General features: G+C 35.2%; 12 protein-coding genes and 1 tRNA gene. 8 read left to right on the top strand and 5 right to left on the bottom strand.

Translation table 11 applies throughout. The features are described 5' to 3' along the window. Nucleotides 1–12: 12 nt before the first annotated feature. The gene (gene epmB, locus AC1MPL_RS09200) at nt 13–1032 is read right to left on the bottom strand and encodes an EF-P beta-lysylation protein EpmB (RefSeq protein WP_479765551.1); all 1020 of its coding nucleotides are present in this window, start codon (nt 1030–1032) and stop codon (nt 13–15) included. A gap of 70 nt (nt 1033–1102) precedes the next feature. Between epmB and efp the strand changes: the two genes are divergently transcribed. Beyond that, nucleotides 1103–1672 (top strand): elongation factor P, encoded by a 570-nt coding sequence (gene efp / locus AC1MPL_RS09195; protein WP_023271815.1) that lies wholly within the window; start codon nt 1103–1105, stop codon nt 1670–1672. A 194-nt stretch (nt 1673–1866) separates the two neighbouring features. Here the strand turns inward: efp and AC1MPL_RS09190 are convergent. After that, nucleotides 1867–1943: transfer RNA gene (locus AC1MPL_RS09190), tRNA-Val, on the bottom strand. 591 nt (nt 1944–2534) lie between these two features. Between AC1MPL_RS09190 and AC1MPL_RS09185 the strand changes: the two genes are divergently transcribed. The 3 genes from AC1MPL_RS09185 to AC1MPL_RS09175 are packed head-to-tail and all read left to right on the top strand — an operon-like array spanning nt 2535 to nt 4627. Then, on the top strand, nt 2535–3809 hold the full coding sequence (locus AC1MPL_RS09185) for an ABC1 kinase family protein (protein ID WP_479765550.1): 1275 nt from the start codon (nt 2535–2537) through the stop codon (nt 3807–3809). Between the two features lie 13 nt (nt 3810–3822). Beyond that, nucleotides 3823–4203: a dihydroneopterin aldolase gene (folB, locus tag AC1MPL_RS09180; RefSeq protein ID WP_479765549.1), complete on the top strand. Its 381-nt coding sequence runs from the start codon at nt 3823–3825 to the stop codon at nt 4201–4203. After that, nucleotides 4160–4627 carry a 2-amino-4-hydroxy-6-hydroxymethyldihydropteridine diphosphokinase gene (locus AC1MPL_RS09175; RefSeq protein WP_479765548.1) on the top strand — a complete coding sequence of 156 codons (468 nt, stop codon included), beginning with the start codon at nt 4160–4162 and terminating at the stop codon, nt 4625–4627. The genes folB and AC1MPL_RS09175 overlap by 44 nt, the downstream gene beginning before the upstream one ends. A 1-nt stretch (nt 4628) precedes the next feature. Here the strand turns inward: AC1MPL_RS09175 and coq7 are convergent, their stop codons facing one another. Further along, nucleotides 4629–5264 carry a 2-polyprenyl-3-methyl-6-methoxy-1,4-benzoquinone monooxygenase gene (gene coq7 / locus AC1MPL_RS09170; RefSeq protein WP_479765547.1) on the bottom strand — a complete coding sequence of 212 codons (636 nt, stop codon included), beginning with the start codon at nt 5262–5264 and terminating at the stop codon, nt 4629–4631. Between the two features lie 5 nt (nt 5265–5269). Next, the gene (locus AC1MPL_RS09165; protein WP_479765546.1) at nt 5270–6583 is read right to left on the bottom strand and encodes an MFS transporter; all 1314 of its coding nucleotides are present in this window, start codon (nt 6581–6583) and stop codon (nt 5270–5272) included. 167 nt (nt 6584–6750) lie between these two features. Here AC1MPL_RS09165 and AC1MPL_RS09160 point away from each other — a divergent pair, with 167 nt between their 5' ends. From AC1MPL_RS09160 to AC1MPL_RS09145, 4 genes are all read left to right on the top strand, one after another. Continuing rightward, entirely contained in the window at nt 6751–9438 is a 2688-nt protein-coding gene (locus AC1MPL_RS09160; protein WP_479766208.1) for an autotransporter assembly complex protein TamA, read from the top strand. 19 nt (nt 9439–9457) lie between these two features. Next, nucleotides 9458–13948, top strand: coding sequence for a translocation/assembly module TamB domain-containing protein (locus AC1MPL_RS09155; protein ID WP_479765545.1), 4491 nt, complete (start codon nt 9458–9460; stop codon nt 13946–13948). 74 nt (nt 13949–14022) lie between these two features. Then, nucleotides 14023–14358 carry a hypothetical protein gene (locus AC1MPL_RS09150; RefSeq protein ID WP_479765544.1) on the top strand — a complete coding sequence of 112 codons (336 nt, stop codon included), beginning with the start codon at nt 14023–14025 and terminating at the stop codon, nt 14356–14358. 187 nt (nt 14359–14545) lie between these two features. Beyond that, a complete protein-coding gene (locus tag AC1MPL_RS09145) occupies nt 14546–17185 on the top strand; it encodes a bifunctional aconitate hydratase 2/2-methylisocitrate dehydratase (protein WP_479765543.1) in 2640 nt (879 codons plus the stop codon). A gap of 61 nt (nt 17186–17246) precedes the next feature. On the opposite strand, the gene AC1MPL_RS09140 is transcribed toward AC1MPL_RS09145, so the two are convergent. After that, nucleotides 17247–18161 carry a hypothetical protein gene (locus AC1MPL_RS09140; protein WP_479765542.1) on the bottom strand — a complete coding sequence of 305 codons (915 nt, stop codon included), beginning with the start codon at nt 18159–18161 and terminating at the stop codon, nt 17247–17249. Between the last annotated feature and the right edge of the window lie 130 nt (nt 18162–18291).

Raw genomic sequence — 18291 nt, 5'->3', positions numbered from 1 at the left:
CACCAATTTATGCTATTGAATTCCCATATACCCATATATAGGAGTTTTATTTCGTTCCCCCGCAACCTCACGAACTAATTTAGGAACTAAGTAGCCCGGTAAATTTGCAAGTACTTCAGTATAAATACTTTCAATATATTCAGAATCTAGATCGAAGTGATGTGCACCTTTAACTTTATCTAGTACATGAAGATAATAGGGACTAATATGAGCATCAAAAAGACGATAACTTAAATTTACCAATGTTTGGGCTGAGTCATTTACACCTTTCAATATGACGGCTTGATTAAGCATCATAATATTAGGATGTATAAGGGGTTTTAATTGATTAACTGTAAAGTCATCTAACTCATTTTCGTGGTTACAGTGTAACACGAGTATAATACGTAGCCTACTGTTTTTTAGTAAATATGTGAACTCGTTATCAATTCTTGATGGAAGAACAATGGGGGTACGTGAATGTATTCTTAATATTTTAATTTGCTGAATAGATTCAATACGTTCTAACCATACCGATAATTTTTGATTTGTGAGTGTTAAGGGATCTCCACCACTTAAAATAATTTCATTAACCTCAGGATGAGCTTCTATATATTGTTTAATGTTTTCCCAGTCTTGCGTTTTAGGTAAATTCTCTTGATAAGGAAAATGACGGCGAAAGCAGTATCTACAATGGACAGCGCAAGCACCAGTAAGTGTTAGAAGAAATCGGGATTTATATTTGTGTAAAACACCTGGGAGTTGATTTGCATCTTCTTCACCAAGAGGATCTACAACGTAGCCTATATGTTCTTCTAGCTCTAAATGATGAGGTAAAATTTGGAGTAGTAAAGGGTCATATGCATCACCTTTTTTCATTTTTTTAACAAAAGATCGAGGTACTCGAAGCTTAAATGCTTTTGAAGCGAGAATGGAACCTGACAATAATTGATCTTTCGAGAGCGACAAAGTGTCTAGTAGCTCATTTGGGTCTGTAATTAAGTTACTTAGTTCAGTTTTCCAGTTTTGCTCTTGGTACAAATAGTTTATCATGCCACTTGCTGAAAAAAATGCTAGTCTAGCATTAATTTATTTAAGTTAGTAAGTTTGGAGTGAGCCAGTCATGGCCAATTATTCTACAAATGAGTTTAAGCAAGGCTTAAAAGTCATGCTTGATGGTAATCCATGTTCAATTATGGAAAATGAATACGTTAAACCTGGTAAAGGTCAGGCATTTAACCGTGTGAAATTACGTAATTTGAAAACAGGAAAAGTATTAGAAAAAACATTTAAATCTAATGAATCCTTAGAGTCTGCAGATATTGTAGAAGTAGAAATGGAATACTTATACAATGATGGTGAAATGTGGCATTTTATGGACCCTGCATCTTTTGAGCAAATTGCTGCAGATAAAACTGCAATGGGTGATGCTGCGAAATGGTTGAAAGACGATTCAAATGAAAAGTGCACTATTATGTTATTTAATGGTGTTCCATTAACAGTTAATGCCCCTAATTTTGTTATTCTACAAATTGTTGAAACAGATCCAGGTGTGAAAGGTGACACAGCAGGTACAGGTGGTAAGCCAGCGAAACTAGAAACTGGTGCTGTTGTACGTGTTCCATTATTTGTTCAACAGGAAGAAAAAATTCGTGTTGATACAAGAACAGGTGACTATTTAGAACGTGCATAATTCACATTTCTATTAGAACTGAGAAAAGGTGCTTAATGCACCTTTTTTCTTATATCGATTTGAATAATTGAGATAAGAAAATTTTAATACCTTTCACATTATTTTTTACAGCAAGTACCGCAAATGCAGTATATAGAGAAATTAAAAAAGGGCTTACAAGTCATTGAAATTGCTTGTAAACCCTTGTTTTATATTGGTAGGCATATCCAGATTTGAACTGGAGACCTCTACGATGTCAACGTAGCGCTCTAACCAACTGAGCTATACGCCTATATTCTAGTAATAATAGCGACAAGAAAAATGAAAGACAAGAGGAATCATTTTATAATAAATTATATGGATAATATTTAATCTAATTATGGAGTGAATTGTCATTCAATATCATTACATTATAATAATTTTCTATCACTTACAACTTATATAAATTATAAAATATTAGACCTTTTGAGAAATATAAATTTCAGTTATTATTTTCTTTCGCAGTGTATTATAGTTTGCGATAGATTGTTTTTTGACTCTCGCAAGACATCTATTATATGACTAATTATGTATCTGAAATTTTGCAAATACTTCCAAATAAATAGCTTTATATAGTTGGAAGCTGTCTCATAGTACATTAAGAATAAGCTATCAGGTATTTATAGATAGATCTATAAAAGGAAGATAGTGTAAAATAATTCTAGTAGCATTTTCTGATGTGTTTAATGTATTACATATATATCTTTTATGCCATTTTATAGAAAGAATTTTTAATACAAAAAATATCATTTAAAAAATGAAGAATATTCGATTCATCGATTTTAAATATGATTAAAAAACTTTTTTTGCTAAACTGAGCAGATTGCAACTAATCTTAAAGTATATGAAGAAAAGCCTATTGTTGAATGGTCTTCAATCTGTCGCCCGTATAAGTGAAACAACATTTATGGCCGCGAAGGCTGGAATTAAATATGCAACTGAAAAACCAAGTACAGCAAAATTAATGCGAGAAACGTTTGAAGAGCTAGGCTCAACGTATATTAAACTTGGGCAGTTTATTGCAAGTACACCATCACTATTTCCTAGAGAATTTGTAGAGGAATTTCAAGGTTGTTTGGATCAGACACCTAAACTTCCATATAGTTATATTGAATCTGTTCTGAAAGAAGAATTCCCTAATCAACCACTAAATCAAATTTTTTCATTTATTGATGAAAGCCCTCTTGCTTCTGCTTCTATTGCGCAAGTTCATGCAGCTAAGCTTGTAACAGGTGAAGATGTTGTTATTAAGGTGCAAAAGCCTGGGGTTGAAAATATTTTATACACAGATCTCAGTGTTTTACATTGGTCGACTAAAATTTTAGAGCGGTTTATACCAAAACTAAAATTTGCATCTTTAGCAGATATTGTTGAAGAAATAAAAAATCGCATGGTACGTGAAGTTGATTTTTTAGAGGAAGCCAATAATTTAGATGATTTTGTGCAATATCTTCATGCAACAGAAAACAAAGATGTTGTTGCACCGAAAGTATACAAACAATATTCAACACGCCGTGTTTTAACCATGCAACGTTTATATGGTGTCCCTCTGACAGACTTTAAACTTGTTGAAAAATACAGTAAAGATGCTTCACAAACTTTAATTACCATTATGAACACATGGTTTGGTAGTCTGATGATGTGTAAGAGCTTTCATGCTGACTTACATGCAGGCAACCTTATGTTGCTTGAAGATGGACGCGTTGGATTTATTGATTTTGGTATCGTTGGTGTATTAAAGCCTACAGTATGGCAAGCTTGTATTTCATTTATGGATGCATTACAGCATACAAAATATATGGATATGGCAGAAAGTATGCTACAAATGGGCATGACAAACCAAGAAGTAAACATTCAACAACTTGCACAAGATATTGAACGACTTTTTAATGGGGTGGCTTTGACCGATCCTCAAAAAATTCTTGCAAGTAATCCTGCAGATTTAAATGAAATTATGTTAGATATCGTGGGTGTGGGTGAAAAGCATGGTATTCACTTTCCAAGAGATTTTGCATTGTTATTTAAGCAAATATTATATTTTGATCGGTTTATGAAAGTCCTTGCACCATATGCAGATATTTATGCAGATGAGCGTCTGAAAATGCTCCAATTATCGTAGGTTGATACTCAATATGGATGTAATTTTAGTTGAAGGTCTAAGAGTGGATACAGTGGTTGGGTGCTTTGCTTGGGAAAGACAAATTCATCAGCCACTTATGTTAGATTTAACGATTTATCACGACTTATCGAATGCAGCGATCTCTGATGATTTAAATGACACAATTAATTATGCTCAAATTTGTGATTTGAGTGCGGAGGTTATACAGAAAACTAAGCCCAAACTGATTGAACATGCTGCACAGATTGTGTTAGAAAAGCTATTTCAAACATTTAATGGTATTGAAAAAATTACTATTACAATTCGTAAGCCTGCGATTATCGCGCAAGCAAATTCAGTAGGAATTCGCCTTGAACGCCAACGAAATGAATTTTGTACTCGCACTTGCGAGTAATTTGAATGCTCAAAATAATTTGACTTGGGCTTTAGAACAGTTAGAGAAATATGGGAATTTGAAACTTTCTAGCGTATTTCAAATTCCATGTAGGGATGGTGTTGGAGAGGATTATCTTAATTGTGCCTGTTTATTGAATACATCTGAACTGAGTTTGGAGTCTTTAAAGATATTGATTAAAGAGTTTGAGCATATTTCAGGGCGCATAAGACCATCTCATCAAATTTCCTTAGATATTGATTTAATTGCATGGAAAAATCTTAGTCATGATGGTGATTGGATCTTTAATGCTAAAAAAATGCCATTTGCGTTAGATGTTAAAATTCCAGCCTCCGAGCTTATTCAACATCCAGCGCTTATTTTTAAAAGTGAATCTGCATATCCTACAATATACTTACCATTTCATAAAAATATGAAAAGTTAGTCTAAACATAATAGCTTGTTTTTGTCATTAATTTAGATATTGCAGTCATAATGACACAGATAGGTGGTGGTAGTACAACACCGCCTGCTTCAAGTGCAGTATCACGATGATGCAGCTCATCTTCATTCATCTGTTCTAAAATTTTTCTAGATCTGATGTCTTGGGAGGGAAGTTGTTGTATATGGTCTTCTAAATGTAAACTAACTTGACGTTCAGTTTCTGCAACAAAGCCTAAGCTATATTTATCGCCAGCAACGCCAGCAACAGCACCCATCGTAAATGACAGTCCATACCAAATTGGATTGAGAAAGCTTGGTAGACTTTCTAGCTCATTTAAGCGATCTTCACACCATGCGAGGTGATCTTGCTCTTCAATAGCAGCTTGTTCCATTTCTTTTTTTACGTTCGGAAGTTTTGCTGTGAGTGCTTGCCCGTGGTAGAGTGCTTGGGCACAAACTTCACCACTATGGTTGACGCGCATAAGTCCTGCAACATGTCTAGCTTCTCGTATAGAAAGAGAAGATACATGGTCTTCGGCAGGATTTTTTCGGTGTGCGCTGGTTGCACCAGGAACAAGGCTGCGTAGACCCTGATCAAATGATTGAATGATTTTATCAATGCCTGAATAATGACGCATTAGTTTTAATCCTCTAAAGCATTTGTTTCTTTTAGTAGTGGTCGAACTTTTTTAAGTAGCCAAAGGCTAAATATAGCACTGAGTATTGCTGTAATACAGAACAAAAATTTCATGTCTATTTTTAAAACACTTAAAATGAGTATCGAAAATATTGCCGATGCAACCATAAATATTGCATTATAAATATTGTTTGCTGCAACAATACGTGCGCGATGCGATTGTGGTGAATAAGCCTGCATGAGTGCATATAAAGGAACGATATAAAAGCCACCACTAATACCTAGTAAAATAATTGCGAGCATGACATGGTAGTAAATAAGACCATGTGTAAATATATCAGTCAATTGTAATGTGATTGCTTGTTTAGGCACGAAGTATAGTGCAGCAGCAAGGTAAAAAGCGAATACAGTTAATCCTATAGCACCGATTGGAACCATTTTAATATTTACTTCTGAGCCGCCAATTTTTCTACAAAGTAAAGAGCCTATTCCTATACCAACGGAAAAAAATGTAAGGAGTAAGCTTACAACATTTTCAGAGGCGTTAAGATATCTGTGAGTTAATTCAGGAATTTGTGTTAAATAAGATGCACCGTAAAACCAATACCATGAGTTACCGAGAAGAATAAGATAGATGACAGGAATGCTTTTGGCATAAGACATGGTTTGCCAGCTCGTACGAAAAAAATTCCAATCAATATTAATCTGATGGTCATTAATTGGTTGTTTTACAATGAAACGACTAGAGAGATAACCTAAAAGAGCAATACTTAATACTGTAAGACACACCCATATGAGGTGATTATGTGAAAAAGAAATAACTGCACCGCCTAAAATCATACCAAACAAGATAGCAAGTGATGTACCCGTTTGGAAAAGTGCATTTCCTGTCATGAGTTCATTTGGTTTTAAAATTTCAGGCAGAATGGCATATTTAATAGGTCCAAAGAAAGTTGAATGTATACCCATTAAAAACAATGAAAATAGTAAGAGTGAAATATGACCAAGTAAGAAGCCACAAGATCCGATAATCATAATACCAATTTCAAACAGTTTGATATAACGAATAAGTTTGGATCGTTCAAATTTATCTGCAATCTGTCCAGCAGTAGCAGAGAAAATGAAATAAGGTAAAATAAATAGTAATGCAGCTAAGTTGTTTAAAATACTAATATTATTGGTAGTTTTTTGAATGAGCCCATAAGTAATGACAAGCAGTAAAGATTGTTTATACACATTGTCATTCAATGCACCAAAAAATTGTGTTAAAAACATTGGAAGAAAGCGCCGAGATGTCAGTAACGTTTGTTTTTTTTTCATATTGTAGATACGCTCAAAAAAAACTGTAGAATTATAGATAGATGGTGGATTATCTCATTATTAAAATGATGTATGATAGGTCAAACTTGATGAAACTGCCTCGTTGTGGCATGAATTGTTACAGATGCAGCATCATTCCGACAATAAAAAAATTGGTTGTTGCTTCTATGCTACTAAAGAAACATTTTAAAAAGCTGGTACTTGTTCAGCATGTACAAACTATATTAAAGGTGAATGGTCTTCAGCGCTTAATATGTACGAGTTTGTTGTTTGGTTTCTGTTCATATAGTTCTGCACAGACAACAGATGCGAATATAAATCAAAATGTACTATCTAGATCTTCAAATGACAATGTTTCTAATTTAAGTACAATAAAAAAAACATCAAATCTTGATAGCGTAGAGCTTTTACAGCAACAACAACAAAATCCTGCACTTACAGACTTTAAGAAAATTGATTTAAAAGACCTAGATGACATTCCTAGTTCACCTGTAGATGGGGGTATGGTACAAGAGATATTGAAAGATGCAGATCAGGCTAAAGAGCAAGCACAATTAAATAGAAGCCAGAGCTTACCTGTAAATACCAAAATTTCACCACAAACAGAACAGCAGTTGAATCAAATTCAAGATAGTACAGTCAATGTAAATGAGGTTATGCATTCTATTGAAAGTGCACATAAAGAAGATCTTACACAAGCACAAAAAAATGCAGGGCAGAATAAAGGTGCAATTTTTGATGATGCAACTTTTGAAGTGCAGCCAAAAGAAGAAGAGAAAGGATTTTTTAAGCGTTGGTTCTATCGTTTAAAACCACATAGTGATATGAATGCTGTATCTATTCCTAAGATATCTGCACAAGTAGAAGGTGCACCAACGCTTCTTGAAACGAATATTAAAAATAAACTATCAACTTTTACACAAGAGGCTTTTGAGGACTATAGCTCTGCATTGCCACAATTAAGAACACAGACGATGCAAGCAGCACAAGCTGTAGGTTATTATAATGCTCAGTTTAAGTTTCAGAAAATAAGTAATAATAAAGTGCGTGTCATTGTTACACCAAATAATCCAGTGAAAGTTGCTGAGGAAAATATTGATTTTACAGGGCAAGGTGCGGCAAAACCACAGTTTCAAATTATTCGACTTATTCCAGATCTTGATGTTGGTGATATCTTAAATCAAGGAAAATATGAGAAAACAAAATCAAGAATTGTGGAAGCAGCAAGTGATAATGGTTATTTCGATGCGTATTGGCGTTTACATGATTTAAAAATTGAGTTACCTGAGAATAAAGCGGATATCAATTTACGCTATGAAACGGGACAACGCTATAAATTAGCAAATGTCGAATTTCGTATGAGTGATTCTACAAAACCATTTCCTTTAAATATGAATGTATTAAAAAGTATGGTGCCTTGGGAAAATGGAGATGACTATACATTTTGGCGTGTGAATACTTTAGCAAATAACTTAACCAATAGTCGGTACTTTAACTCTAGTTTGGTTGAAACAGTGAAGCCAGATCCTATTGTAAAACCACTTGATCTCCCACCTGATATTCAATCTTTGGTTGACCAGCAGAAAATTACATTAAGTGAAGCGCTTTCAGAAAACACTTCAACCAAGAAGGAAGCCACCAATACGACTAGACCAACAGTAGACTCTTCTTCAAATGATTCAAAACAGCATGTTGTGGATGAACAGCAATTTGCAGGTACAGAAAAAAATAAAAAATTAGATGTTCAAGCTGACTCACAAGAAGTGCAAGACAATGAAAAAGAGCAATTAAAAAAACAGGCACGTGAAACGAAAGAAGTTCCTGTCATTGTCACATTAAATGCAGATAAGTTGAATAGCGCAGAAGCAGGTATTGGTTATGGGACGGATACTGGGGTGCGTGTGCGTACTCAATATCGCCGTGCAATTGTTAATCGCTATGGACATTCTTTTGATGCCAATATGGAGGTTTCGCAAGTTCGTCAGGCAATAGATGCACATTATACTATTCCATATAAACATCCATTGAATGACTATTTTAATCTAGTTTCTGGTTATGAACGTAATAAATTTGATGGTGTTGGGCCAAATATGAGTCTAACCACAGAAACGGCAATTGCAGGTGCAGAACGCATTATTCGTAATCCTTTTGGTGGCTGGCAACAATCATTTGGTTTTCGTTATCGCTTAGATAAAATTCATCAAATTGGGCAAGTAAATAGTAGTGATGTGCCTGCTGCATTTTTAAAACCTGGCTCTAGTCCTGAACAACAAGCCTTGTTACTAGGTTATCAATTGTCGAAAACCAATAGCAATGATCCAATTAATCCAGTAAAAGGTTTCAAACAAACATATAAGCTTCAATTGGGCTCTAAATCTGTTGTTTCAGATGCCAATATGGCAATTGCAAATGCAGACTGGAGCTTTATATATTCGTTAGGGAAAAACTATAATCATCAGTTTATTGGCAGTGCAAAGCTTGCTTATATTTTTACCGATGATTTTGCAAATGTTCCTTATAATTTAAGATTCTTTGCAGGGGGAGATCAAAGTCTGAGAGGCTTTGATTATAAAGCATTATCTCCTACAGAAGATGGTTATAAAATTGGTGGGCAAGGATTGGCTGTAGGTTCATTAGAATATAATTATCAATTTAAAGAAGGTTGGCGTGCTGCGATATTTACCGATTTTGGTAATGCATATAATAAGAATTTTAGTAATCCAATTGCTTATAGTGTTGGCACGGGTATTCGTTGGCAGTCTCCTATTGGACCAATTCGTTTAGATATTGCTTCAGGTATTTCAGATCCTGCACATCCAATTCGTTTACATTTCTTTATTGGCTCTGAACTTTGATTTTTGGATGAGAAAACGTATGACTGTACAAGAAAAGCCAAAATCAAGTTGGCTAAAAAGAATTTCTATTTCATTGTTGAGTATTCTTGTTGTTTTGTTGATTGCACTTGCTGTAATGTTTTCAACGGATAAAGGCAGTAAGTTTTTACTAGATCGTGTACTTTCAAATCAAAGTATGTTGAGGTATCAATACGAACGAGGTAGTTTTTTAGATGGTCTTATTTTAAATAATATTGATGTCAATTTAGACTCACTTGAAATCAAAATTAAACGTGCAGACTTAGTTATAGGTTGGCGTGCTGTTTTAGAACAAGAAGTTCATTTCTCTCGTGCAAATATTCAAGAACTACAAATTATTGATAAGAAGCCACCAAGTAATAAACCTTTTGAGTTTAGTGACATTAATATGCCTGTGACCTTGCGTCTAGATCAGGCAAACTTAGATGTATTGCGAATAAAAACAACAACATCAAGTACAGATTTAAAAGATTTACATTTGAAGAATACCTTATGGAAAGGTACGAAGCTTACATTTAAAGAAGCAAACTTAAAGGTTGGTGATTACGTTGCTGTAAATAAAGCACAAGGTATGATGGACTTTAAGCAAAAGTATCCATTAAATGTGACTGCACAAGTAGATATTCCATCACTACATACATTGAATATTAAAAATATTTTTGTCGATGCCAGAGGGACGCTAGATACAATTACCGCAGGTTTTGCAACAAATACCCCAGATTTAGTATCAGGGAGAATGATTGTTCATCCTGTACGTGATAATGTGCCGATGAATGGTCAATTAAACTTTAAAAATTATCACTTGCCATTTGCAACAGACCAAAAATTGTTTATTCCATCGGGGGTTGCCTATTTAAATGGTTCTGCTTCAGATATGTCTGTAAATTTAAATACTGAATTATCGGGTAAAGATATACCGAAAGGAAATTATAGATCAAATTTATATGTAGACTATGTACATCAAATGAAGATTAACCAATTTCAAGGTAATCTGATGGGAGGTATTATTAATCTCTCAGGTATCTTAAATTGGGAAAAGGCGCTTCGTTGGGATATAAAAGGACAGTTAAGTGGTCTGAAAGCATCTGATAAATCAATTCCTACTTCTATAAAAGACTTTTTGCCTCCTGATATGGATGGTAAGTTGGGTGCAACAGGTGATTTAGATAAAGGGACTCATCTCAATGCATTTATTGACTTTAATAAGTATGAAAAAATTAAATTTAAACTGATACAAGATGAACAAAGCACAGCAAATAAAAAAAGTGTATCGCCACTTAAAATGAATGTTTCATGGTCTGATATGAATCGTGCTATGCCTTATATTGGGTGGTTGAATAGCCCGAAAGGACAGGCAGATATTTCATTAGAAGGGCAAAAAACATCAGTAAATGCAAACTTAGATATTATTAAAAATCCAAAGGGAACGCTACCTACAGGGCAATATATTGCAAATGCATTATTGAATGATCATGATTTGGATGTTTCTACCTTTAAATATATTACGCCTCAAGGTGGGCTTATCGGTGATGCAAAAATATTACTGCCTACTGAAAAAAGACCATTGAAATGGGAAGCCAATTTACAGGCTAAAGACTTTAATCCGCAAACGGTAGCTGATGCTGCACCTGTAGATCTGCTTAATGGGGCATTGAAAGCAAATGGTTATGCTGAAAAAGATGCCCAAATTATTCAGTTAAAAGCGATTGATCTCACTGGAAAAATGGCTCAACAAAAAGAGACGATTCGTTTAACTGGTGAGACCACGGCATCTATTTTAATGAATGATGAAAAGCATGGCGGTGGTTTACGCGGTTATGGCGTAATTTATAATGGAAACTTGAAGTCTAGCCAATATCCAGATGCAGATGGCGCATTAAATATTAAAATTGCGGGTACGAAAGATAGTATTCAAGTGAATCAATTCCAACATGAAGGGACTGCTGGTAAAATTTTAGCCAATGGTGTTGTAAACTTACATAATGGTATTGGTTGGAATATGAATGCTTCATTGGTGAAGTTTAAACCACAGTATTTTGTATCTAATGTGCAAGGTGAAGTCTCTGGTGTGATTAAGACACAAGGAATATGGTCTGATCAGGCAAAGCGTATTTCTATAGAAGATTTGAACTTAGCAGGTATCATTAATCGCCAAATTTTGCGTGGTAAGGGGAAACTTAGTTTAGTTTTAAATACAAAAAATAATAGCTTAGTGCCACAGCAATTCGAAGCAAATGATTTGTTCCTTGCTTATGCAGGTAACCAAATTCAGGTTACAGGAAATGCACAAGATTTAGATGTAAAACTTAATGCTCCAGCATTGTCTAATATTTATAGTGGACTTTCAGGAAATGCTTATGGTGCAGTTCATCTAAAAACACAGCCAAATATTAGAGCAACTGCAAATATTAATGTAGATCATCTCACATATGCTGGAAAACTTAATGTTGAAAAAGTTCGTATTCGTGGAGAGTTACCAACTTCTGAAACAACACCAAGTACATTAAAAGCAGAGCTGACTAACTTAAATTATGGCAATAGGCAAGTTCAGTATGGTGGTCTTGTTTTATCAGGTACGCGTGCAGCCCATATTGTCAGCCTACAAGCTTGGAATAAATACTCTAAGTTTTATGTTCAGTTGGCAGGTGGTTTTAATGCCAATAATGATTGGTTAGGGCAAATTCAGAAAGGAACATTTGATTCTGTACGTGCTGTTTTAAACCAGCAGTCGAATGCAAATGTGATATATCGTACAGCGACAAAACAGCTATATGTTGGAGAGCATTGTTGGGCAAGTAATCAAAGTAAACTTTGTTTTGATAAGCCTGTACAGATTAATCCAACAAGTGGTGATGTTTCTTTTGTTGCTAATAACTTAAATTTGAATGACTTTTCAGCCTTTATGCCAAGTGGTTTAGCCATGACAGGAGAGGTTGATGGTTATGCGAAAGCGAATTGGTCCGACGGACATAAACCAAATATTGATGTAAGTATTATTGCAAAAAATGGAGATATTGGTGTTTCTTCGGATGATCCTGATGATCCTGCAACAACGACAAGCTACCAACAGATGAGTCTGATTGCTAAGAGTGTAACTCAAGGCTTATTAATGCGTTTTGATGTAAAAACAGCAAATATTGGTAATGGCTATGCAAGTGTGGTGATTAATCCATATGATGAAAATTTGCCGATGCAAGGTGAAGTTGCATTTTCGAAGGTTGATCTTAAATTTTTAAAACCATTTATTTCAGACGTAAGGAATATTGGCGGAACACTAGATTTTGCTGGAAAAATTAACGGAACACTCTCAAAGCCTTTAGCAACTGGAGATTTACGCTTAAAAGATGGCTCTATTAGTATGATCTCAGCGCCAGTCAATTTAACGAATATTCAGTTGTATTCTTCAATTAGACAAGATCAGGCAAGTATTATGGGAATCTTTAATAGTGGACCAGGTATAGGAAAAATTGATGGTTTTGTAAATTGGGCGGATGACTTACATATTCAGTTAAAAGTGCAAGGTGATAATTTACTTATTAGACAAACACCTCTTGCAACAGCACTGGTAAATACGAAGGTAGGTTTAGATATTTATCCAATGTCTAGAAGTATTATTGTTAATGGTAAAATTGATGTCCCTCGTGCGATTATTAATATGCCAGAAACAAGCCCTGATGTAATTAATGTATCTTCAGATGCAAGAGTTGTTCATAGTGGCGACGATTTAATTGCTATTCTAAAAGCAACAAAACCATGGAATATACAAGCAGATATTGATTTATTGTTAGGTGATCGTGTTATTTTTCAAGGATTTAATAGTAGAATTCCTCTAACTGGTCATTTGTATTTATCTCAACGTGGTACAGAAATTGCGATGAGTGCAAACGGAGCAATTGGGGTAAGTCAAAAGGTTAAAATTGAAGCCTATGGACAGTCATTAGACTTAAATCGCGCGATTGCTCGTTTTAATGGACCACTTTCAAATCCAACATTAGATATAGATACGACGAAGAAGATTTCGAATACAACAGTGGGAATTCGAATTACGGGAACAGCAACAATTCCAAATATTCAAATTTATAATGATGGCGGCTTATCTGAGCAAGAAGCTTTAAATGCTTTAATTACTGGAAGAATTAATGAAGGTAGTAGTAGTTTAAGTCAAACAGAAGGTTTTAAATCGGATGTAAATAATACGCTTGCAGCAGCAGGTATTAGCTTAGGTTTGGGTGGAACTCGCGCATTTACAAATCAGATTGGTCATGCATTTGGTTTGAGTGGCTTGGCTTTAGATGCTCAAGGTACAGGAAGTGATACGCAAGTGAGTGTGACAGGTTATCTTACACCTGATCTATACTTACGGTATGGTGTTGGTGTATTTACAGCAGTGAATACTTTAACACTACGTTATCAAGTCAATAGACGTCTATATCTAGAAGCGAGTGAATCTGTCGAACGTGCAGTTGATTTATTCTATAATTGGCGTTTTTAAAAATATGTTATTTTAATCAAAATCTTAGGATAAAAATTGATTAACTTAAATTCATAAATTGGTTTGGAGTTGGAATGAAGAAATTATTGTTTCTCGCTATTGGTGGGGTTTTATTGGTAGGCTGTAGTGAGCATAAGCAAGTATCATCTCAAGAAGCATGGCAAGGGTTTTGTAAGTCAATTCCAAGTGCTGCGTATAATATTATGACAGACCGCCAACAAGGTATTATAGAGAATGCTGCATTAGACAATGCTAAAAAAATTGAAGATGAGCATGCACGTAACTACGTGGTTAGTCTTGTGAAAGATGCATATAAAGTACCACTATATGAAAAGATGGTTGATAAGGAGAGTGCAATGACAGAGTTTAGTAAAGGGCGTTACGAGAGTTGTCTTGCACAGCAACCATAAGCGAAAGAAAGCACTCTATATGAGTGCTTTTTTATATATACCATTTCGATAGAAAATAACGAGCATCACAAACAAACACCTAAATAACATTAACTTTTTGAATTAACTTTAGTAAAATTTAAACAGTACATTACTTACAGCAATAGGAAGAGTAAGTAATTTTTGAGAAAAAAAGAGGAAGAAAACCGTGCTAAAAGCTTACCGCCAACACGTTGAAGAACGTGCCGCACTCGGAATCCCACCGCAACCATTAAATGATGCACAAACAGTTGAATTGGTTGAATTACTTAAAAACCCTCCAGTAGGTGAAGAAGATTATTTAGTTAACTTGCTAGAAAACCGTATTCCTGCAGGTGTAGACCAAGCAGCTTATGTAAAAGCTGCTTTTCTTGCAGCGATTGCAAAAGGTGATGCAGAATCTCCTCTTGTAACTAAAGAAAGAGCTGTATATTTGTTAGGTACAATGCTTGGTGGTTATAATGTTGCACCACTTGTAGATTTACTTGAAGATAAGCAACTTGGTGAGCTTGCAGCAACGGCATTGAAAAAAACATTACTCGTATTTGATGCGTTTCATGATGTTGCAGATAAAGCAAAATCGGGTAATGCAAATGCACAAGCAGTTTTACAGTCATGGGCAGATGCAGAGTGGTTTACAAGCCGTAAAGATGTGCCTGAAGAAATTAAAATTACTGTCTTTAAAGTCACAGGTGAAACGAATACCGATGACTTATCTCCTGCGCAAGATGCATGGAGCCGTCCAGATATCCCTTTACATGCAACGGCAATGTTAAAGAATGAACGTGATGGTATTCATCCTGAGAAGCAAGGTGAAGTCGGTCCAATTAAACAAATTAAAGAGTTACTTGCAAAAGGAAATCAAGTTGCTTATGTAGGTGATGTTGTTGGTACAGGCTCATCACGTAAATCTGCAACAAACTCGGTGCTTTGGTACTTTGGTGAAGATTTACCTCATATTCCAAATAAAAAAGATGGTGGTGTGTGCTTAGGTGGGAAAATTGCGCCAATTTTCTTTAATACAATGGAAGATGCTGGCGCACTACCTGTGGAAATTGATGTTTCTGATATGAATATGGGAGATGAAATTCTTCTTAAAGTAAATAAAGCTGAAGCAAAAGTTACAGCATTTAAAAATGGTCAGCAAATTGCTGATTCAGAATTAAAAACACCTGTATTACTTGATGAGGTACGTGCCGGCGGACGTATCAATTTAATTATTGGTCGTGGATTAACAGCCAAAGCACGTGAAGCATTAGGTCTTGAACCATCAACATTGTTCCGTCAGCCAAGACAACCACATGACTCTGGTAAAGGCTTTACGCTTGCTCAAAAAATGGTGGGTCGTGCTTGTGGTTTACCTGAGGGTCAGGGAGTACGCCCTGATACATACTGTGAACCACGCATGACAACAGTTGGTTCGCAAGATACTACAGGCCCAATGACACGTGATGAATTGAAAGATTTAGCATGTTTAGGTTTCTCGGCAGATTTAGTGATGCAATCTTTCTGTCATACAGCAGCTTATCCAAAACCTGTTGATGTTCAAATGCAACATACATTGCCTGATTTTATTATGAATCGTGGTGGAGTTTCATTACGTCCGGGTGATGGTATTATTCACTCTTGGTTAAACCGTATGTTGCTTCCTGATACTGTTGGTACAGGTGGAGATTCTCATACACGATTCCCATTAGGAATTTCATTCCCCGCGGGTTCGGGCTTAGTTGCATTTGCTGCAGCGACGGGTGTTATGCCATTAGATATGCCAGAATCAATTCTTGTGAAATTTAAAGGAAAAATGGCACCAGGTATTACATTGCGTGACCTTGTACATGCTATTCCTTATTATGCAATTCAAGCAGGTGATTTAACCATTGAGAAAAAGGGTAAGAAAAATATTTTCTCAGGTCGTATTCTTGAAATTGATTTAACTGAAATGGAAAATGAGCTAACAGTAGAGCAAGCTTTTGAGTTATCAGATGCATCTGCTGAAAGATCTGCTGCTGGTTGTGCAATTACTCTTTCTGAGGAAAAAGTTGCTGAATATCTCCGTTCAAATATTACAATGTTAAAGTGGATGATTTCGCAAGGCTATGGCGATGCACGTACAATGGCACGCCGTGTAGAAAATATGGAAAAGTGGCTGGCAGAACCAAACTTATTAAAAGCAGACCCTGATGCTGAATACACCAAAGTCTATGAAATTGATTTAGCAGACATTCAAGAACCTGTATTATGTTGTCCGAATGATCCAGATGATGCAAAACTATTATCTGATGTTCAGGGTGTGAAAATTGATGAAGTCTTTATTGGTTCTTGTATGACTAATATTGGTCATTTCCGTGCAGCAGGTAAATTGTTAGATAAAGTACCAAGTGGTTCACTTTCTACAAGATTATGGTTGGCACCACCAACACGTATGGATGAACACCAATTAATGGAAGAAGGTTTCTATAATACATATGGTCGAGCAGGTGCAAGAACAGAGATGCCAGGTTGTTCATTATGTATGGGTAACCAAGCACGTGTTGCACCAAATACAACTGTTGTTTCGACATCTACACGTAACTTTCCAAACCGTCTAGGTCAGGGAGCAAACGTATATCTTGCTTCTGCTGAGCTTGCATCGGTTGCGGCAGTTTTAGGTAAATTACCAACACCTGAAGAATATAAAACGTATGCATCGCAAATTGATAGTATGTCATCTGATATTTATAGATATATGAACTTTGATCAGATGAGTGATTATCAAAATGCTGCTGTGAAAGTAGATACTAAAAAAATTGCAATGGCTCAATTAACGTAGACATAGGCAGTTAAAAAATACCCACATTTATGCGGGTATTTTTTTAACTTTATATTTTATATTATACAGAAAGTAGTTCCACTTTAATTTCAACTCGTTTGTTTTTTGCACGTATTTCGAAATTTAAATTGATATGGTTTAACTCTTGAATATAACGAATTGATTCAATATCAATAATTTTGAAGAATTCACCAAAATGATTAAAATCATGGCTTAAATCTTTGAAATCATTTTTAAATTCTTCAACCAATACATGTTCAAGTGCGCATACTAGTGATTTATCTTCCGTTGTATAGCTAAGTTCTTTTATTTCTTCACTCTGAGTATCTGTAATTAAGCAATCTACTTTATAGGTGAGTGTTTCTCGGTCGTTTAAGAAAGCAGGATGTAGCATTGATTGGTCTGTATCTAAACTGAACTCGACAGCATATGTCCATAAGTTAAGTTCACCGCGAAATTGTTCCCAATCTTCTAAGAAAGCATCTTTTGATGTTGCTATATAGTCTTCGCCTAACGGTTGTTCTTTTACATTTTTAAAAAACTCAGGTAGGAAGCCCATTGCTTTTGCATTTTCTTCGCTAATGTCTTTAATTTGTTCTATCCAAACTTTTTCAACCCTAAGGTGAAGTCTAGAAACAAATTTAGGCATAGTTTCCGCAAGGCGCCATGTTCCACGTAAAGAAGCGGGACTACCTTTTGAGCCTTTTGTCCCAACATTATCGGCCTGATACCAATAGTTATCATCATCTAAGTTTGGGCTTTTACATTCTTCAGCAGATACATCATTATATGACCAATGTGCTGCCCAGTTTTCTTGGATCCAGATTTGATCGCCAACTTGAAAAGGAATGCTTAGTTTCGCGGCCTCTTCTGCATTTTGTGGTTGAGGCTGAATGGGTACACGTAGTTGTTGTTTTTCTTTTCTAAGAATAGCATTGACTTCACCCGCCATCAGTGGAATTGAAAATTCAGACATATTGTTATCCTAACAAATTAAATTTTAAGAATTAAAATGAATACGAGTATAGAATAAAAAAATCTTAAACTATTTTCATATTCATCTTGAAATATAAAATGTAATAAAACATATACCTTTAGGTTATATC

It is taken from the genome of Acinetobacter sp. N1-1 (genome assembly GCF_056711485.1).
The sequence above is the reverse complement of the archived record's forward strand: the minus strand, read 5'-3'. Positions and strand labels throughout refer to the sequence as shown.